Source organism: Mesorhizobium sp. DxT, from assembly GCF_058448885.1.
Window position 1 is genome coordinate 1 of sequence record NZ_JBZFLJ010000005.1, and the last position, 19,159, is coordinate 19,159.

At 63.4% G+C, this 19,159-nt stretch carries 18 protein-coding genes; 8 read left to right on the forward strand and 10 right to left on the reverse strand.

Going from position 1 to position 19,159, the window contains the following annotated elements; all coding sequences use genetic code 11:
• Positions 1–151: 151 nt before the first annotated feature.
• The 6 genes from ACVJNE_RS10805 to ACVJNE_RS10830 all read right to left on the reverse strand — a co-directional run bounded on the left by ACVJNE_RS10805 (position 152) and on the right by ACVJNE_RS10830 (position 5,605).
• Positions 152–544, reverse strand: coding sequence for a GFA family protein (locus tag ACVJNE_RS10805; RefSeq protein ID WP_499565478.1), 393 nt, complete (start codon positions 542–544; stop codon positions 152–154).
• Positions 545–689: 145 nt separating this feature from the next.
• Positions 690–2,156, reverse strand: coding sequence for a M81 family metallopeptidase (locus ACVJNE_RS10810; protein WP_499565480.1), 1,467 nt, complete (start codon positions 2,154–2,156; stop codon positions 690–692).
• A gap of 31 nt (positions 2,157–2,187) precedes the next feature.
• Positions 2,188–2,553 carry a RidA family protein gene (locus ACVJNE_RS10815; RefSeq protein ID WP_368803108.1) on the reverse strand — a complete coding sequence of 122 codons (366 nt, stop codon included), beginning with the start codon at positions 2,551–2,553 and terminating at the stop codon, positions 2,188–2,190.
• A gap of 30 nt (positions 2,554–2,583) precedes the next feature.
• Positions 2,584–3,408 (reverse strand): carbohydrate ABC transporter permease, encoded by an 825-nt coding sequence (locus ACVJNE_RS10820; RefSeq protein WP_421925265.1) that lies wholly within the window; start codon positions 3,406–3,408, stop codon positions 2,584–2,586.
• Entirely contained in the window at positions 3,405–4,277 is an 873-nt protein-coding gene (locus ACVJNE_RS10825) for a carbohydrate ABC transporter permease (RefSeq protein ID WP_499565482.1), read from the reverse strand. Before ACVJNE_RS10825 ends, ACVJNE_RS10820 begins: the two co-directional genes overlap by 4 nt.
• Before the next feature lie 95 nt (positions 4,278–4,372).
• A complete protein-coding gene (locus tag ACVJNE_RS10830; RefSeq protein WP_499565484.1) occupies positions 4,373–5,605 on the reverse strand; it encodes an ABC transporter substrate-binding protein in 1,233 nt (410 codons plus the stop codon).
• 252 nt (positions 5,606–5,857) lie between these two features.
• Here ACVJNE_RS10830 and ACVJNE_RS10835 point away from each other — a divergent pair, with 252 nt between their 5' ends.
• Genes ACVJNE_RS10835 through ACVJNE_RS10855 form a run of 5 tightly spaced genes read left to right on the forward strand, consistent with a single transcriptional unit; the run spans position 5,858 to position 10,186 of the window.
• Entirely contained in the window at positions 5,858–6,613 is a 756-nt protein-coding gene (locus ACVJNE_RS10835; protein WP_499565486.1) for an SDR family NAD(P)-dependent oxidoreductase, read from the forward strand.
• Positions 6,614–6,625: 12 nt separating this feature from the next.
• Positions 6,626–7,699: an ABC transporter ATP-binding protein gene (locus ACVJNE_RS10840; protein WP_499565488.1), complete on the forward strand. Its 1,074-nt coding sequence runs from the start codon at positions 6,626–6,628 to the stop codon at positions 7,697–7,699.
• Positions 7,699–8,610: a MurR/RpiR family transcriptional regulator gene (locus tag ACVJNE_RS10845; protein ID WP_499565490.1), complete on the forward strand. Its 912-nt coding sequence runs from the start codon at positions 7,699–7,701 to the stop codon at positions 8,608–8,610. The genes ACVJNE_RS10840 and ACVJNE_RS10845 overlap by 1 nt, the downstream gene beginning before the upstream one ends.
• Before the next feature lie 13 nt (positions 8,611–8,623).
• A complete protein-coding gene (locus ACVJNE_RS10850; protein WP_499565940.1) occupies positions 8,624–9,673 on the forward strand; it encodes a D-TA family PLP-dependent enzyme in 1,050 nt (349 codons plus the stop codon).
• 27 nt (positions 9,674–9,700) lie between these two features.
• On the forward strand, positions 9,701–10,186 hold the full coding sequence (locus ACVJNE_RS10855; RefSeq protein WP_499565492.1) for a hypothetical protein: 486 nt from the start codon (positions 9,701–9,703) through the stop codon (positions 10,184–10,186).
• Between the two features lie 51 nt (positions 10,187–10,237).
• Here the strand turns inward: ACVJNE_RS10855 and metH are convergent, their stop codons facing one another.
• A complete protein-coding gene (metH, locus tag ACVJNE_RS10860; RefSeq protein WP_499565494.1) occupies positions 10,238–14,023 on the reverse strand; it encodes a methionine synthase in 3,786 nt (1,261 codons plus the stop codon).
• 175 nt (positions 14,024–14,198) lie between these two features.
• Between metH and mazG the strand changes: the two genes are divergently transcribed.
• From mazG to ACVJNE_RS10875, 3 genes are all read left to right on the forward strand, one after another.
• The gene (gene mazG / locus ACVJNE_RS10865; protein ID WP_499565496.1) at positions 14,199–15,023 is read left to right on the forward strand and encodes a nucleoside triphosphate pyrophosphohydrolase; all 825 of its coding nucleotides are present in this window, start codon (positions 14,199–14,201) and stop codon (positions 15,021–15,023) included.
• An 89-nt stretch (positions 15,024–15,112) separates the two neighbouring features.
• On the forward strand, positions 15,113–15,583 hold the full coding sequence (locus ACVJNE_RS10870) for a carboxymuconolactone decarboxylase family protein (protein WP_499565497.1): 471 nt from the start codon (positions 15,113–15,115) through the stop codon (positions 15,581–15,583).
• Positions 15,583–16,443, forward strand: a complete 861-nt coding sequence (locus ACVJNE_RS10875; RefSeq protein ID WP_499565499.1) for a sigma-70 family RNA polymerase sigma factor — start codon at positions 15,583–15,585, stop codon at positions 16,441–16,443. Before ACVJNE_RS10870 ends, ACVJNE_RS10875 begins: the two co-directional genes overlap by 1 nt.
• A gap of 10 nt (positions 16,444–16,453) precedes the next feature.
• Here the strand turns inward: ACVJNE_RS10875 and hflX are convergent, their stop codons facing one another.
• The 3 genes from hflX to ACVJNE_RS10890 form a co-directional block, all read right to left on the reverse strand.
• A complete protein-coding gene (gene hflX / locus ACVJNE_RS10880) occupies positions 16,454–17,785 on the reverse strand; it encodes a GTPase HflX (protein ID WP_499565942.1) in 1,332 nt (443 codons plus the stop codon).
• Positions 17,786–17,848: 63 nt separating this feature from the next.
• Entirely contained in the window at positions 17,849–18,097 is a 249-nt protein-coding gene (hfq, locus tag ACVJNE_RS10885; protein WP_173193545.1) for an RNA chaperone Hfq, read from the reverse strand.
• Between the two features lie 143 nt (positions 18,098–18,240).
• Entirely contained in the window at positions 18,241–19,104 is an 864-nt protein-coding gene (locus tag ACVJNE_RS10890; RefSeq protein WP_368803096.1) for a D-amino-acid transaminase, read from the reverse strand.
• Positions 19,105–19,159: the final 55 nt, after the last annotated feature.

Consider the following 19,159-nt stretch of genomic DNA (forward strand, 5'->3'; position numbering starts at 1 on the left):
CCTGATGAAGTGTTCCGTCAGAAGCTGATGGCCGCAGATCGATGAAGCGACTACATTGCTTGCGCTCGCAAGTCGCACTTCAGCGAAAACTCACAGGGTTTGGCCGCCGGATGGATGCCGTCTGGCGCTGATTGTTTCTCCGCTAGGCCACCTACTCCTCGCGGCGCCCCGTAGCGTCGCGATCACGTTCGTATCGTCTGGCGACGGGAAACGGCGGCAACCATGCCTCGCGACGATCGCTCCACAACTCGTAGGTCGGGACCAGTTGGTCAGGTGCATCGAGTGAGCCCAGGTTCACCTCGATTTCGTCGCCGCTACGCCCGAAAACGGACGAACCACATTCCGGGCAGAAATACCGCCCGGCATAGTCGCGTGTTTTGCCGTCGACCGTCACCGCATCTGCGGGAAAGATCGCGGATGCGTGGAAAAGCGCGCCGTGATGCTTGCGGCAATCGAGGCAATGGCAGATGCCGACCCGGTACGGGCGCCCTTTGGCAACCAGCCGGACCTTGCCGCACAGACAGCCGCCGGTAAATTCTTCCATGCGTATCGTCTCCAGCATCAAACGGAGGCCACAACTACAACGAGGCGTGGCAACGGTCCATCATGACCGCTTTTGGATCCGCCGACACGGCGATGCTATGTAAGAAAATGCTGATGCAGCGCCCTGCTCCTTTGCGTGACTTTCGCTAGTCAAACGCCTCGTAGCTGATCGGCCAGATCGGTCGCGACAGGTTTCGGTAGCCCGCCGTCTTTGGATTGCTGGGATAGCAACCCTCGACCGCCGCATGGACGATTTCCTCGGCGATCGGCGCGAAGCCGGCATGGAAGTGGTTCGTCGACTTTATCAGCAACACCTGCTTTTCGAGCGGATCGACGCCGAGATTGCTGAAGATGTCGGGCTCGAAGGTCTGCGTGCGGTTGGTGTTGAGGATGATGTCGATCTCGGTGCCGGCGAGCCGTACGAGCGCGGCCGGCCCGAGCGTGACCCGGCTGGTGCCGAAGGTCTGCCATCCTTCCTTCGCCAGCTTGCGGATTTCGAACAGACCGTCGAAGGGCTGGCCGCTGGCGGCGTTGGCCTTTCCGCCAATACGCATCTCCAGCAACGTGCCCTCGCCCGCGCCGTGCGCGAAGATGACCGCCTGTGGATCCCAGATCGTGGCGATACCGATGCGGTCGATGCCGCTGGCGGCAAGCGCGTGCAGCAGCGCCGTGTTGTCGCCGGCGGTGCCGCCGCCGGGATTGTCCCACATGTCGGCGATGACCAGCGGCTTGCCGCTTTCGCCCGCCCGTTTGGCGCGCTCGATCGTCTGGTCGACCGTCAGGCTGTTCATGATCGTCCTGCCGCGCATGGCGCGAACTTCGAGACCGAGTTTTTCGGCAAGAGCTGCCCCGGTTTCAGGCGCGTTGTCGGTCACCACCAGCATGCGCGTGCCGAGTTCCGGCACGTCGCCGGCCATGAAGCCGTGGATCAGGGACACCGAGAGGACCCCGTCCCTGCCCTGCAAGGCCTTGATGCGGTCTACGAAGGAGCGCGTCGGCTCGCGGCTGGTCGGGAACACGTCGATCATCCGGCAGTCGAAGGTGGAAATGACGGGCCGGATTTCGCCGCGCGTGGCGCGCAGGGCAAGGTCCACCACGTGCTCGGCGCGCTCGACGAAGTCCGTATGCGGGAATTCGAGGAAGGCTGCTAGGATATCGGCGGCGGCCACGCGCTTCGGCGTCAGGTGGCTGTGCGGGTCGAGCTCGGCTGCCACGATGACGTCCGGCCCGACTATCTCGCGGACACGCGCCAGCAGATCACCTTCACAATCGTCCAGTCCGCGCGCGACCATGGCGCCGTGCAGACCGAGCACCACGCAATCCACAGGCATTGCTGCCCGCAACTGGTCCAGAATCTCGTCACGCAGGGCCTCGTAGACGTCGAGCCGCACATAGCCGCCCGGTTCCGCCCAGGTGGCGGTGCCCTCGATCAGGGTGAACCCCTCCACTCTCGCCCTGCGGCGCAGGACCGGGATCGGCGCCGAGCACAGCGTCGGCGTTTCGGGATGCGCGCCCGGGCCTGCGTAGAAGGCCATCTCGAACGCATGCCTGTCGGTCGGGATCGGCGAAAAGGTGTTGGTCTCTGTGGCGAGAGACGCGGTGAAGACACGCATGCGATGATGTTCCGGTAGTTTGGCGCCGCCCCTAGAGAGGCTTGTAGGCGACGGCCTCGACCTCGATCTTGATGTCGATCATCAAGCGCGATTCGACAGTGGTGCGGGCCGGTGGGTCTTTCGGAAAGTGTTTGGCGTACACCGCGTTGAATGCGCCGAAATCGCGCGCGTCCTCGATCCACACTGTCGTCTTGACCACGTCTTCCATCCCGCAGCCGGCGAGCGCCAGCGCGGCCTTCACATTGGTCAACACCTGTTCTGTCTGCTCGGTGATGCCGCCCTTGACGACGATGCCATCGGCCCCGACGGGTACCTGGCCCGACACGAATACGAAATCGCCGGCGCGCACGGCGGGAGAAAGCGGCACGTGGGAGGTGCCGAAGCACTGCTTGGTCATATGTCTGCTCCTTTGTCGGCCTGAACCGGCCTATTTGACCGCGCCGATCGCCAGCCCGCGCACCAGATAGCGCTGCAGCCAGGCAAAGACGATGGCGACGGGGATGGTGGCAACGAAGGTCGCGGCCATGACGTGATGCCATTCGACCGTGTAACGACCCGCCACCAGCGAGAAAATCTGGATCGGCAGCGTGTAGCTTTCCTGCCGCCTGAGCATGGTGAGCGCGATGACGAACTCGTTCCAGGCGTTGATGAAAGAGAAGATCGCCGTGACCGTGATCGCCGGAAGAGCCAGCGGCAGGAAGACCATGGCGAGCGCCCGCGCGGGGCTGGCGCCCTCGATCCAGGCCGCCTCCTCCAGATCCTTCGGGATGGTGGAGAAGTAGCTCTGCAGCATCCAGACCGTGAAGGCGACGTTGAAGGCGCCATAGACGAAGACGATCGAATTGACGTTGTCGAGCAGTCCAAGCCAGACGACGAGGCGGAACAGGCCGATGACGAGCACGATCGGCGACAGCATCTGCGACACGAGCAGGAACTGCCGGAAGGCACCCTGCCCTGCGAACCTGAACCGGCTCATGGCATAGGCCGCCGGGATCGAGACCAGCAGCGCCAGAACGGTCGACAGCACCGCCACGTAGACCGAGTTCCAAAGGGCGTTGCCGAAATTGGTGGCGGCCCACATGTCGATGAAGTTGCGCCAGGCTTCTTCGCGCGGCCACCATGTGGGCGAAAGAACCTCGTTTGCCGGCTTGATCGCGGTGATGAACATGACCGCGAACGGGAACAGGATCAGCACCACCAGCGGCGAGAGCAGCAGCCAGAAAAGCAGCGACTTCTTCAGCTTCTCACTCATGCGCGTTCCTTCCGCATGGCCAGTGAGACGTAGACGACGGTAAAGGCGAGCAGCAGTGCAAACATCATCAGGGAGAGAGCCGATGCCTCGCCGAGTTTCCCAAAGCGAAAGCCGAGCTTGTAGAGGTAGGTCACCAGAATATCAGTCGAATTTGCCGGACCGCCCTGTGTCGTCGCCCAGATGATGGGAAAGGAATTGAACACGTTGATCATGTTGAGAACGATCGCGATGTTCAGGAAGGGGCGCATCAGCGGCAGCGTGATCTCGCGGAAGGTCTGCCAGCGCGAAGCGCCCTCCAGCTTGGCTGCCTCGTAAAGGTCGTCGGAGATCGACGACAGTCCGCCCAGAAAGATCGTCACCGTAAACGGGATCGTCACCAGGATGCCGATCATGATCTGCACCGGAAAGGCGGTCGAGGCGCGCGCCAGCCACTGAATGTTCTGGTCGATCAGGCCCAAGTTCCTGAGACCTGAATTGAGCATGCCGCTCTCGCCGCTGAGCGCCCAGCGCCAGACGATGGCCGTCATTGTGAGCGACACCGCCCATGGCAGCATGATGATGACGCGCGCCACCGAGCGGCCGTAGAAATCCTCGTTCAGGATCATGGCCACGGGCACCGAGATAATAAGCGCCCCGACGACGATGCCGCCTGTCCAGATGAAAGTACGCCACAGGGCGCCGAGGAAATCGGGGTCCCTGAACACGGCCGTATAGTTTGCGAAGTCGTTGAAGCCGCGCAGTTGGCCGAAGCGGTTGACGTCGTTGACCGAGATCGTGCCGAGTTGGAACAGCGGCCACAGGATGATGAATGCGGCGAGCAGGAATCCCGGCAGTATCAGCACGTAGGGGTTGGTCAAAGGCGAGCGCATCGGTGTCTCGTCATGATTAGCCGGCGGAAACGGCGGGATTGCTTGGTCGGCAGGCGCGGGATTCCGCGCCTGCCGCCTGTCAGGTGGACCGGCTATCAGTTGCCGAGAATGCCGTTGATCTTCTCGGCAGCGGCATCAAGAGCAGCCTTGGGCTCGCCATCGCCGAGATAGATGGTCTGCACCGCGTCGGAGGTGGCTGCAGCGATTTCCTCCCAGCCAGCGATGACCGGCGCGAAACGTGCGTCCGGCAGCAGCGCAGTGAACTCCTTCAGGTCGGCATTGTCGGCAAAGGCCGGCTGCGCGGCCACTTCCGGATTTACCGGCAGGAAGCCCTCGCCCGAGGTGAACTTCGAGCGCCATTCGGTGGTGAACAGCATGTCGAGGAACTTCCAGGCCGTTTCCTTGTTTTGCGAATTCTCGAACATGATGATCGAGTCGGTCACGCCGTAGGTGCCACGGTCGCCCTCAGGTCCGGCCGGAATGGCGGCCACGCCATACTGCAGGTCCGGCGCCTCTTCCTTGATCTGGTTGGACAGGAACGGCGCGGTGATCATCATGCCGACCTTGCCCTGCTTAAACAGGTTCTGCACGTCCTCGCGATTGTACGAGGTGACGCCCGGCTGTGTTGCGCCCGAGTCGATCAGCGACTTGTACATCTCGGCCGCCTTGTAGCCGGCGTCCGTATCCAGCCCGGATGTACCGTCTTCTTCGACGAGGTCGCCGCCATAGGCCCAGAAGGCATAGTAGAAATAGACGTCGGTCTCGATCTCCTTGCCCTGCATGCCGAAGCCGGCGATGTCGTCACCCAGTTCGCTGATCTTCTTGGCGGCCTCGGCGAGCTCATCCCAGGTATCCGGCACCTCGGTGATGCCCGCCTGCTCGAAGAGCGCCTTGTTGTAATACATGGCACGCGCGGACGCGGCGACTGGCAGGCCGTAGGTCTGGCCTTCCATCACCGACGGCTCCAGGAAGACCGGGAAGAACCTCTCCTTGAATTCGTCGGTCATGTACTCGTCGAGCGGCGCGGCAATGCCCTGCTCGACGAAGTCGATGAGCCAGCGCGTGCCGATGATCGACAGATCGGCATTGGCGTTGCCGGAGATGTCGGTCGTAAGCTTCTGCAGCAGAACGTCCCACGGCACGACCTCGACCTGGATGTCGGAGCCGGGATTGGCCTCCTCGAACGCCTTGGCGGCTTCATCGAAATAGGGGCCGGTCTTGGAACTGTACTCAGCGACTGTGACGCGCACCGTCTCGGCGGCGGCCCATCCGGTGAATGCCAGAAGTGCTGCGCCCGCGACTGCGGATCTGAGCGCGGTTTTGTTCATTGCTATCTCCCTGTTCCTCTCTCGTGTTCCTGTGCGCCGGCATGCTGTTTCGACGGTCGTCTGCGGCGCCAGCGACAACCTCTGATGTAATTTTTTTACAGAAATTTGGAAAACGCAAGGAGATTCGCACATTCATGTTGCTAAATTACGAGTTTTCGGCAAACCTCATGAAAACGGCCGTGAACGGCCTTGGCGGGCGCAACCGATGTTCAAGGGAAGTGCGCGTCGCGATCAGGGGCGAATGGGAGTGTGATGATCGATCTTGCAGGGCAGAGAATTGTCGTTACCGGTGCTGCCGGCGGCATCGGCAGCGCGATGGTGGAGGTGCTGGCGGGGTTTGGTGCTGCGGTGGTCGCCTGCGACATCGACGGGGCCGACCTTGGACTGCCGGGCGTGGCCGAGGCGCATCCTTTCGATCTGATGGACGATGCGGCGATCGAGGCTGCGGCAGCAGAGATCTGCGCCGGCGGTGCCCCCGACGCCGTCATCTCCAATGCCGGCTGGACGCGCGCCGAAACCTTCGCTGATGTCAGCGCCGATGCGCTTTCGCATGAGCTGAACCTCAACCTGCGCAGCGCGGCGCGTTTGTCCCAGGCATTTCTGCCAGCCATGCGCGAGCAGGATGGTGGCGCCTTCGTGTTCATCTCCTCGGTCAACGCGCTTTCCCACTACGGCAACCCCGCCTATGCGGCGGCAAAGGCCGGCCTGCTCGCCTGGATGCGGGCGATCGCGGCGGAGGAAGGCCGCAACGGCATCCGTGCGAACGCGATTGCGCCGGGCTCCGTGCGCACGATGGCCTGGGATCATCGCATCGAGCGCGATCCGGCAATTGTGGGAAAAATCAAACAGCTCTATCCGCTGGGTCGCATGGTGGAGCCTGCGGAAGTGGCGCGTGCCGCGGCCTTCCTGGTTTCCCCGCTGGCGAGCGGCATCACGGGAACGGTGCTGCCGGTCGATGCAGGTATATCGGCGGGCAACCTGCCCTTCCTGGAACAAATCGCCGTCTGAGGAGCACGATCAATGGCCGATCTGAAACTGACAGACATTTCCAAGCGCTATGGATCGATGTCGGTCATCGAGAAGCTCTCGCTCTCGATCGACGATGGCGAGTTCGTCGTTCTCGTGGGGCCGTCCGGCTGCGGCAAGTCCACCCTGCTGCGCATGATCGCGGGGCTGGAGCCCATCACCGGCGGCGATCTGGTGATCGGCGGCGTGCGAGCGAACGACATCCCGCCGCAGAAGCGCGACACGTCGATGGTATTCCAGTCCTACGCGCTGTTTCCGCATATGACGGTGCGGGAAAACATCAGTTTCGGCCCACGCGTGCGCGGCGAGCCCAGGGCCGAGACGGAAACACGCATCCGCCGGGCCGCCGAAATCCTCAACCTCGGCGACTATCTCGACCGACGGCCGGGGCAACTTTCCGGCGGCCAGCGACAGCGCGTGGCGATGGGGCGCGCAATCGTGCGCGATCCCAAAGTGTTTCTGTTCGACGAACCGCTTTCCAATCTCGACGCCAAGCTGCGCATCCAGATGCGCACGGAGATCAAGGCGCTTCACCAGAAGCTCGGCACCACGATCGTCTACGTGACCCACGACCAGATAGAAGCCATGACCATGGCCGATCGCATTGTGGTCATGAACGGTGGCCGTATCGAGCAGGTCGGCACGCCTCTGGAGCTTTACGACAACCCCGCGAATACGTTTGTCGCGGGTTTCATCGGCTCGCCTGCAATGAGTTTCCTGCAAGGCAGGACGGCCTCGCAGAACGGTACGCCGGTTGCGACTCTCGGCGACGGCACCAGACTGCCGATCGCGCGCGGCCATGGCGAGCGTCCGGTAACGGTCGGCATACGGCCTGAATCCTATCGCCGTGACCCCGAAGGGCCTTTGGCCCTGTCTGTCAGCGTGGTGGAGCCTACTGGGCCGGAAATCCATGTGTTCGGGACTATTGCAGGCGAAGACGTACGGGTTGTGCTGCGCGACCGCGAACTGCCGAAACCGGGCGAGGAATTGCGGCTTTCGGTGCCTGTCGAGCACGTGCACCTTTTCGACACAGACGCCGGAGAGCGGTTCGGAGGAGATTTCCACTGATGGATACGCGCGCGCCCGCAGCCCCCGAACGCACGGTCGACATCATCGCCCGTTTGCAGGACCGGCTCGAGCGCGGGCGCGGCGCCGAAATCAGGCTCGTGGAAAGCATCCTTGCCGACCCGCAGTTTGCCGCCCACGCGCCGATTGCGCAGATTGCGGAACGGGCGGGCGTCAGCGAACCGACGATCACCCGGCTGGCGCGGGGGCTGGGCTTTCCAGGCACGCGCGAGATGCGTTTTCATCTGGCGCAGGCGCTGGCCATAGGCGGCGCCTACCTGCGCGAGCCGAGCGTGCCGGCCGAGGAATTGCCGCTGTCCGCGCAGGTGATCGCCAAGGTGGCGTCCGGTGCACACGCTGCGCTCGACCTCATGTCCATGGGGCTTGCCGATGTCGACATCGAAGGCATGGCGCGGCAAATCTGCCGCGCCAGCCAGATTCTCGTCTACGGCACCGGCGGCGGGTCGTCATTCGCGGCCGTCGAATTGCAGAACCGGCTGTTCCGCCTCGGTCTTCACGTGACCGCGCATACCGACCCGCAGCTCCAGCGGATGAGTGCTTCCGTGCTCGAGCCGAAGGCCGTCGTCATCGGCTTTTCGGTCTCCGGCCAGGCGGCATCGGTTCGCGATGCGGTGACGATCGCAAGGCAATACGGCGCGAAGGCGATTGTCGTGACGACTCCCAACACGCCGCTTGCCAAGGCAGGTGATGCGTTGTTGCCGCTGACGTTCAAGGAAGACGGCAACCTCTACAAGCCGTCCTCCACCCGCTATGCGCTTCTGGAGGCGGTCGACATCCTCGCCATGGCCACGGCGCAGACGATCGGGCCGAAAGTGCTCGAATCGCTGCGGCGCGTACGCCACAGCCTCGCCAGCCAGAACATCCGCAACCCTGACCTGCCTATCGGAGACTGACACTTTGCGTATCATGGACCTCGAAACGCCCGCCGTGGTCATCGACCGGACGAAGGTGGGTGCCAATCTCGCGCGCGCGCAGGCCTATGCCGATGCCAACGGGCTGAAGCTGCGCCCGCACATCAAGACGCACAAGCTGCCGATGTTCGCCAGGCTGCAATGCGAGCTTGGTGCCAGTGGCATTACCTGCCAGAAGGTGGGCGAAGCCGAGGTGATGGCCGACGGCGGCATCACCGACATCTTCATCCCCTACAACATTCTGGGCGATGGCAAGCTGGAGCGACTGAAGGCCCTGCATCAACGCGTGACCATGTCGGTGAGTGCCGACAACACTGTTACGGTCGCGGGCTACGCGGACCACTTCACCGACCCCGCACGCCCCCTGCCCGTCCTGATCGAATGCGACATCGGCGCCGGGCGATGCGGCGTCCAGTCGGCCGACGAGGCGCTGGTGCTTGCCCGCCAGATCGAGGCCGCACCGGGCCTTCGCTTCGAAGGGCTGATGACCTATCCGCCGCGCGGCGCGCTGGAAGCCGTGGAACGGTGGTTCGAGGATGCGGTGGCCCTGCTGGAGAAGAACGGCATGGCGGTCAACACGGTCTCGAACGGCGGCTCCCCGGACTTCTACTCGGCAGCAACTGTCAAGAGCGCGACCGAGCACCGACCGGGCACCTACATCTATTCCGACCGCATGCAGGTGGCGCTCGGTCACGGCACGCTGGAGGATTGCGCGCTAACCGTGCTTGCCACGGTGGTTAGCCGGCCGACACCCGACCGCGCCATCCTCGACACCGGCTCCAAGGCGCTCGCCGCCGACACGGCGCCGGTGCCGGGCCACGGGCACATCGTCGAATATCCCGATGCGGTCATAACCACGCTCAACGAGGAACATGGCATCGTCGACCTGTCTGGCTGCACTCGCAAACCGGAGATCGGCGAGAAGGTGCGCGTCATTCCCAATCATGTCTGCGTCGTCTCGAACCTCTTCGACGTGGTCAACCTTACCGACGGCGAGACCGTGCTGGAAACCGTGCCGGTCGCGGCACGCGGCAAGCTCGCCTGATTTTTGCGCCAACCAACGGACAGACCCATGATCTACGACAAGAACCCCTTCCCGCAGGGTGATGCCGACCGTCACGCATTGTGGGAGATGCTGGTGCATCGCGACATCGACGCCTTTCTCGCGCAGGACTGGTCGATGGTGGCCGACGATTTCGCCGAGGACCGGTTCTTCGGCATGCATGCGCATTTCCTGAATGACGCCGATTCCTGGCGGCTGCAGTTTCCCGATGTCGCGACCTATCGCGACGAATGGCTGCGCCAAGCGAAGGAGACCGCGGCGACCGAGTTCGCCGAACCGCTGCGCGCCGCGCTTTTCCGGGTGACCAATATGCGCGACATGGATATCGACGGCGATCGCGCGGTGCTGCACAAGAAGTTCAACGGCAATGTGCGCAAGGCCGACGGCACCGAAGACCGGCTCAACTGGCAGACGCTCTATTTCTGCTCAAAGCTCGACGGGCAGTGGAAGATCACCGGTTTCGTCGGCTACATGCCCCACCCGCTCGGCCGCTGAGCACAGCGATGCGGACCGCCATCGATCACGATCGCGGTCCGCGCAAGCACTCTACTCCGCCGCTTCCTTGAAGGCGCCGGGTGTGTAGTTGAGGATCGGCCCCAGCCAGCGCTCGACCTCGGCGATGTCCATGTTCTTGCGCCGCGCGTAATCCTCGACCTGGTCGCGCTCGACCTTGGCGACGCCGAAATAGTAGCTGTCGGGATGGGCGAGATAGAGCCCCGAGACCGACGAACCCGGCCACATGGCGTAGCTTTCCGTGAGGCTGACGCCGGCCTGCTGCTCGGCGTCAAGCAGGCGGAACAGCGTTGCCTTCTCGGTGTGATCCGGCTGCGCGGGATAACCGGGTGCGGGGCGGATGCCAGCATAGGGTTCGCCGACCAGGTCGTCGGGCGCGTAAGCCTCGTCGGCGGCGTAACCCCAGAACTCCTTGCGCACCTTTTCGTGCATACGCTCGGCAAAGGCCTCCGCGAAGCGGTCGGCCAGCGCCTTGACCAGGATCGAATTGTAGTCGTCGTTGGCGCGCTCGAAGCGTTCGGCGATCGCGACTTCCTCGATGCCGGCCGTCACCACGAAGCCACCGAGATAATCGGGCTTGCCGCTGTCGACAGGCGCGACGAAATCGGAAAGCGCCACATTGGCCTTACCGTCGCGCTTGGCGAGCTGCTGGCGCAGGGTGAAGAAGGTGGCGAGCTCCTGGGCCCTACCCTCATCCGTGAACAGCCTTATGTCGTCGCCAGCCGACGCCGCGGGCCAGAAGCCGATGACGGCGCGGGGGGTGAACCACTTCTCCGCGATGATCTTCTCCAGCATCGCCTGCGCATCGGCGAAGAGCTGGCGCGCGGCCGCACCCTGCTTCTCGTCTTCAAGGATCTTCGGATAGCGCCCTTTCATCTCCCAGGTCTGGAAGAAGGGCGTCCAGTCGATATAGCGCGCCAGCTCGGCCAGATCCCAGGTCTCGAAGGTTCGGGTGCCGAGGAAGGACGGCTTCGTCGGCTCATAGCCGGACCAGTCGATACGGTGGGCGTTGGCGCGCGCGCGGGCCAGCGGCAGGCGCTGCTTCTCGGCCTCGGAACGATGGTGGGCGTCGGCGACCTTGCGATACTCCGCGCGAAGGGTCTCCACATAGCCGGGTTTCTGGTCCGAAGACAGCAGGCTGGAGACGACGCCGACGGCGCGGCTGGCATCGGTGACATAGACCGCCTGCCCGCGCTCGTAGCGTGGATGGATCTTCACCGCCGTGTGCACGCGGCTGGTCGTGGCGCCGCCGATGAGCAGTGGAATATCGAAGCCTTCGCGCTCCATCTCGGCAGCGACGTGGGCCATCTCGTCGAGCGACGGCGTGATCAACCCGGAAAGGCCGATGATGTCGACCTCCTCCGTTCGCGCGGTCTCGAGAATCTTGGTCGCAGGCACCATCACGCCAAGGTCTATGATCTCGTAATTGTTGCACGCCAGAACGACGCCGACGATATTCTTGCCGATGTCGTGAACGTCGCCCTTCACGGTCGCCATCAGAACCTTGCCGGCGCTCTGGCGCTGTCCGCCGCCGGTGGCAAGCTTTTCCGCCTCCATGTAGGGCAGCAGCACGGCGACGGCCTGCTTCATCACGCGCGCCGATTTCACGACCTGCGGCAGGAACATCTTGCCTGCGCCGAAGAGGTCGCCGACGACATTCATGCCGGCCATCAACGGCCCTTCAATGACATGAAGTGGACGCTCGGCGTTCTGCCGTGCTTCCTCGGTGTCGGCCTCGATGTATTCGGTGATGCCGTTGACGAGCGCATGTTCAAGCCGCTTCTCCACCGGCCATTCGCGCCATCTAAGGTCCTTTTCCCTCGCCTCCTTGCCGCCCGCGCCCTTGAACCGCTCGGCAATCTCGAGCATCTGCTCGGTCGCGGTGTTGCCTGCCTTCGGCCGGCGATTGACGACGACGTCCTCGCAGGCCTCGCGCAGCTCCGGATCAATCGATTCGTAAACGGCGAGCTGCCCCGCATTGACGATGCCCATGTCCATGCCGGCCTGGATGGCATGGTAGAGGAACACGGCATGCATCGCCTCGCGCACCGGCTCGTTGCCGCGGAAGGAGAATGACAGGTTCGACACGCCGCCCGACACGTGAACGTGCGGCAGGGTCTGAATGATCTCACGGGTCGCCTCGATGAAGTCGACACCGTAATTGTCATGTTCCTCGATGCCCGTCGCAACGGCGAAGATGTTGGGATCGAAGATGATGTCCTGCGGCGCGAAACCGGCCTTCTCGGTCAGCAGCTTGTAGGCGCGCGTGCATATCTCGACCTTGCGTTCCTTCGTGTCGGCTTGTCCGGCTTCGTCGAAGGCCATGACGACGACGGCGGCGCCATACATGCGGCACAGCTTCGCCTGTTGGAGAAAGGCCTCCTCGCCCTCCTTCATGGAGATCGAATTGACGACCGGTTTGCCCTGCACGCATTTCAGGCCGGCCTCGATCACTTCCCATTTGGAACTGTCGATCATCACCGGCACGCGGGCGATGTCCGGTTCGGCGGCGATCAGGTTCAGGTATTCCTGCATCGCCTTCTTCGAATCGATCAGCCCCTCGTCCATGTTGACGTCGATGATCTGCGCGCCGTTTTCCACCTGGTCGCGCGCGACGTCGAGCGCAGTGGCGTAGTCTCCCGCGGTAATCAGCTTGCGGAATTTCGCCGAGCCGGTCACGTTTGTGCGCTCGCCGACATTGACGAAGGGAATGTCGTCGGTGAGCGTGAACGGCTCGAGGCCGGAAAGCTGCATCAGCGGTTTCACCGTCGGCACGCTGCGCGGCGCATGGCGGGAGACGGCCTCGGCGATTGCCGCGATGTGCTCCGGCGTCGAGCCGCAGCAGCCGCCGACGATGTTGACGAGCCCTTCGCGGGCGAATTCCTCGACCTGGTCGGCCATGAATTCGGGGCTCTCGTCATATTTGCCAAATGCGTTGGGCAGGCCCGCGTTTGGATAGGCGCAGGTGAAGGTGTCGGCGACGCTGGAAATCTCTGCCAGATGCGGCCGCATCGCAGCCGCACCGAGCGCGCAATTCAGGCCGATGGAGAACGGCTTTGCGTGTCGCACGGAATGCCAGAAGGCGGTCGGCGTCTGGCCGGAAAGCGTGCGGCCGGAAAGGTCGGTGATCGTGCCGGAGATCATGACCGGCAGGCGAACGCCCTTTTCGTCGAACACTTCCTCCGCCGCGAATATCGCGGCCTTCGCGTTGAGCGTGTCGAAAATGGTCTCGATCAGGATGATGTCGGAGCCGCCGTCGATCAGGCCGCGTAGCTGTTCGGCATAGGCGATGCGCAGCTCGTCGAAGGAAACCGCGCGATAGCCGGGATTGTTGACGTCGGGCGAGATCGAGGCGGTGCGGTTCGTTGGGCCCAGTGCACCGGCGACGAAGCGGCGGCGGCCGTCCTCCTGCTGGGCGCGCAAAACGGCGCGCTTGGCAAGCCGGGCGCCGTCGCGGTTCAGCTCATAGACCATCTCCTCCATGCCGTAATCCGCCTGCGCGATGGTCGTGGAGGAAAAAGTGTTGGTCTCGACAATGTCGGCGCCCGCCTTTGCGTAGCGGTAGTGAATCTCCTCGATCGCCTTCGGCTGGGTGAGGATCAGCAGGTCGTTATTGCCCTGCTGGTGGCAGGCACAGCCGGTGAAGCGGTCGCCGCGGAAATGATCCTCGTGAAAGCCCAGCTCCTGAATCTGTGTGCCCATCGCACCATCGAGGACGAGGATGCGCTCGCGTGCGGCTGCCGCAATCGCCGCGAAAATCTCCGACCCATCCGGCTTCGGGGCTTCGGGTCCGAAAAGGGCATCTAAAGATGAAGGCATTTGCGACACTACTTATTCCTTGGACGACACAGTCTGTCGTCACATAAAGACATCTTTATGTCAACATGCAGGACCGGAGCCTGATCGGTGAATTGGCCGCGCCGGTCGTGGACAAGGCCGCTGCCGCGTTCTACCTCTCGGGGGCTGCAACGTCTCAACTCCGTGAGCCGACGTCATGACCCCTTCCAAAGACATTGCCCGCCTGATCGAGATCATGGCGGCGCTGCGCGACCCCGCATCCGGCTGCCCCTGGGACATCGAGCAGGATTTCGCGTCGATCGCTCCCTACACGATCGAGGAGGCCTACGAGGTCGCAGACGCTATCCAGCGTGATGACCGCGACGACCTGCGTGACGAGCTGGGCGATCTGCTGCTGCAGGTCGTCTACCATGCTCGCATGGCCGAGGAGGAAGGCGCCTTCGACTTCGGCGATGTGGTTCATGCCGTGACGAAGAAGATGATCCGTCGCCATCCGCACGTCTTCGGGGACGAAGCGGCGCGCGGCGCCGGCATGGCAAAGGGCATGTGGGAACGCATCAAGGCCGAGGAAAAGGCGGAGAAGCGCGCTGCCCGCCTTGCGCGTGGGCTCGACCCGGAAGATCACGGCAAGGGCTTTCTGGACGGCATACCGCTGGTCCACCCTGCCCTGACGCGCGCCTTGAAACTGCAGGAAAAAGCCGCACGCGTCGGCTTCGACTGGAAAGAGGCGAAGCCGATCCTAGACAAGATCGAGGAGGAGATCGGCGAATTGCGCGAGGCAATGGAAAAGGGCGCGGAAGATGAAGTCGCCGGTGAGTTCGGCGACGTGCTCTTCGCGATCGTCAATTTCGGCCGTCATCTGAAACTCGACGCCGAAGACGCGCTGCGGCGCACCAACGACAAGTTCCGCAACCGCTTCCACTATGTCGAGGCGGCGCTTGAGGCGCAGGGTCGCACGCTCGACGATGCCTCGCTCGACGACATGGAAGCGCTCTGGCAGCAGGCCAAGGCAGCGGAATAACCGACTGAAATCGAGAAAATTTCGCCGCGATGTCACTGCAGCGATTTCAATCTCGTCATGGTTTCGAACCCAACAGAAGGAAGCGAACCATGACTGCACAAATCGATCTCTTTGCCGCCGCGCCGACGCTGATGAAATCCTGGACCGGCACGTCGATGGCCGTCGCCTCCAGCCTGGAGCCGAGCCTCATCGAACTGGTGAAGATCCGCGCCTCGCAGATCAACGGCTGCGCTAACTGCCTCAACATGCACACCACCGAGGCCCGCTCGAAAGGCGAGACCGAGCAGCGCATCTATCTACTGTCGGCGTGGCGTGAGGCACCGTGCTACACCGACCGCGAGCGCGCCGCTCTGGCCTGGACGGACGCACTGACCCGTCTTTGCGAGGGACGTGAACACCATGCCGCACGCGAGACGCTGCAGGCCCATTTCAGCGAGGAGGAGCAGGTGAAGCTGACGCTGATGATCAACGTCATCAACGGCTGGAACCGGCTTGCTGTCGGCTTCGGCCTCTGGCTCGATCCGGCCGAGGCCAAGACCGCCGTACAGGCTGCCGCCTGATGACGCAGGCGCGCCCAAGCGACGACGCTGCGGGGAGCTTTTCCTCGCAGCGTCCCATGCTGATGCGAGTTGCCTACCGCATGCTGGGCTCGGTCGCCGACGCCGAGGATGTGGTGCAGGAGGCATTCATCCGCTGGCACGCGACCGACCGGAGCGCGGTCAGAGAACCCGGCGCATTTCTGCGGCGCACTGTCACCAGGCTTTGTCTCGACCAGCTCAAGTCGGCGCGTCACAGGCGGGAGACCTATATCGGCCCATGGTTGCCGGAGCCGGTCATGGAGGAAGACGTTCAGGAGGATGTCACGCTGCCTCTTATGCTCGCACTGGAACGGCTGTCACCGCTCGAGCGCGCAGCGTTCCTGTTGCACGACGTCTTTGGCCTCGCCTTCGACGAGGTTGCGCAGACAATACAGCGGGATGAGGCCGCCTGCCGTCAGCTTGCAGTCAGGGCGCGCGCCCACGTGCGCGAAGCGCGGCCGCGCTTCGAGATCGACAGGCAGACGGGCAAGGAAATCGCCGAGGCGTTCTTTGCCGCTTCCCGCAGCGGCGACATGACGGCGCTTGGCGCGATGCTGGCCGCCGGTGTGAGTGTTCATTCGGACGGTGGCGGCAGGCGCCCGGCCGCGCTGGAGCCTATCATCGGCTTCGAGGCGGTCATGAAGGTGCACGAGAGCCTCGTCGCGGTCTTCAAGGAAGGCGGCTCCACACTGGTGCGGGCCGGCCTCATCAACGGGTTGCCGGGCTTCATATCAATGGAGGCGGATGGACAGATACAGACGACGACGCTCGACATCGAGGATGGTCGCGTCACCGCGATCTACATCGTGCGCAATCCGGAGAAGCTGAGGCATCTGAACTGAGCGCAGCCGGCTATTCCGCCGCGCGTCCGAAGCGTTCCTCGATTTCCTTGCGAATGGCGGCGGTCGCGTTGACGACGAGATCGACGCTGCCGTCTTCGTGGTTCTCGCGCCCGATCACGTCGCCATTGCGGTAGACCCAGTCGATCTCGCCGGCGCGCGCGGTCGTCAGCTTCACCCGGACGGCGGCCGTGGCACCCGCAATGCGTTCTTCCACCAGCGCGCTCAGGCGATCGACGCCTTCACCGGAAATCGCGGAGATCGCAACGGGCTTCGCGGTTCCGCCATCAGCCTGCAACAGCCTTTCCCGGTCGGTTTCGTCCAGAAGATCGACCTTGTTCCAGACTTCCAGCACACGCCGCTCATCGGACGCGTCGACGCCGAGATCGCCCAGAATGCGGGCGACGTCCTCGGCCTGTGCGGCCGTATCGGGGTCCGAGATGTCGCGAAGGTGGATGATCAGGTCCGCCTCCACCACCTCCTCCAGCGTGGCGCGGAAAGCAGCGACGAGATGGGTGGGCAGGTCGGAGATGAAGCCGACGGTGTCCGACAGGATGACGAGCGTTCCATACGGCAGCCGTACCCGGCGCAGGGTCGGATCGAGCGTCGCAAACAGCATGTCCTCGGCCAGTACCCCCGCCCCGGTCATGCGATTGAACAGCGTCGACTTGCCAGCGTTGGTGTAGCCGACGATGGCGACGATCGGATAAGGCACCTTGCGGCGCTTGGAGCGATGCAGGTCGCGGGTGCGCCGCACCGTCTCCAGCTCGCGCTTCAGCCGCATGATCTTTTCCTGCAGCATGCGACGGTCGGCTTCGATCTGGGTTTCGCCGGGGCCGCCAAGGAAGCCCGCGCCGCCGCGCTGGCGCTCAAGGTGCGTCCAGCTTCGGACCAGACGGCCCTTCTGGTAGTTGAGGTGAGCGAGGTCCACCTGCAGCGTACCTTCGCGCGTGCGGGCGCGCCGGCCGAAGATCTCGAGGATGATGCCGGTGCGATCCAGCACCTTGGCGTTCAGCGCCTTTTCGAGGTTTCGCTGCTGAACCGGTGTCAAAGGGTGGTCGACAAAGACCAGCTCCGCCTCATTGTCCTTCACGATGGTGGCGAATTCATCCAGCTTGCCGGTTCCGAGCAGGGTTGCCGGACGTGGATCGTTGACCGTGACGATCTCGGAATGGACGGTGTCCAGATCGATCGCCGCGGCAAGACCTATGGCTTCTTCAAGGCGCGCCTGTGCGGACCGTGGCTGGCGAGGGCGTGCCCTTGCAGCCTCGTCTCCCGATGCCTTCGGCAGCCGGGTCAAAACCGGCACGATAATGATTGCGCGGGCAGTCTTTTCCTGGGGCATCTGGTCCTTTGCCGCTCCTGTCGAGCGGCGCCGAGAGCCCCCTGCCCGTTCGGTCTGGGTCAATCAGGCTTCCCGGCCGTTTTCGTCGCCGTCGAACATCTGCACCGGCTGGCTGGGCATGATGGTCGAGATTGCATGCTTGTACACGAGCTGCGAATGGCCATCGCGTCGCAGGAGGACGCAGAAATTGTCGAACGACGTCACGACGCCTGTCAGCTTGACGCCATTGATAAGGAAGATTGTGAGTGGATTCTTGCTCTTGCGAACTGAATTCAGGAACACGTCCTGCAAGTTTTGGGTCCGTTCCGCCATTTTTCTTGTCTTTCGCCGATCCCCCAACGGAATGCCACTAATAGCGCCCATTTGGGTGCGCCCTGTCAAGCGCGCAACAACAAAGTCGGCCCGCCGGAACGGCGAGCGAACGATTCATTCGGCCCCTTTCGATGTCGCGGTTATCAGGCCGGTGTCTTTTCCGCAATGTCAAAAAAGGCCTCGCGCAGAGAAAGCGTCACCGATCCGGGGTGCCCGTTGGCGACACTCGCGCCGTCGATGTCGACGACCGGCATCACCACCGTGGTGGCCGCGGTGATGAAGGCTTCCTTGGCACCTTTTGCCTCATCGACCGAAAAGCTGCGCTCCTCGACCTTGAGGCCGAGCTTCTTTGCGACATCCATGACAGTTGCACGCGTGATGCCGCGCAGGATGCCGAATTCGGCCGGGCGCGTGACCAGCGTGCCGTCCGCAGTGACGATCCACGCATTGGTGGAAGCGCCTTCCTTGACGGTCCCATCAGTGTCGATGAACCAGGCTTCCACGGCGCCGGCTTCGCGGGCTTTCTGGCGTGCGAGCACATTGGGCAGGAGGCCGACGGTCTTGATGTCGACGCGCTCCCAGCGATTCTCCGGCACGGTGATGACCTTGACGCCCTCCGCCGCCCGTCGCGCGGCGACTGCCGGGCTCGATCGCTTGGCGGTGACGACGAGCGCGGGCTGGGTACCGGCCGCGGGGAAATAGTGATCGCGCGGGGCGACCCCGCGGGTCACCTGCAGATAGACCAGACCATTCTCGACATGATTTCGGCGCACGACCTCGCGCATCACGAATTCGAGCGCGCGCCGCGCGATCGGCCATTCGATGCGTAGCTCCCGCAACGAGCGGTCCAGCCGGTCCAGATGCCGTGTCATGTCCATGATGTTGCCGCGAGCGACCTCACAGACCTCATAGACGCCGTCGGCAAACTGGTAGCCGCGATCCTCGACATGCACCGAAGCATCGGCGTGCGGCGTGTAGCGCCCGTTGACATAGGCAATGCGTGGCATGGACCCTCTCCAGGAAATGATGCGGCAGTCTCGAAACTGCCAGTCAATGAACAGG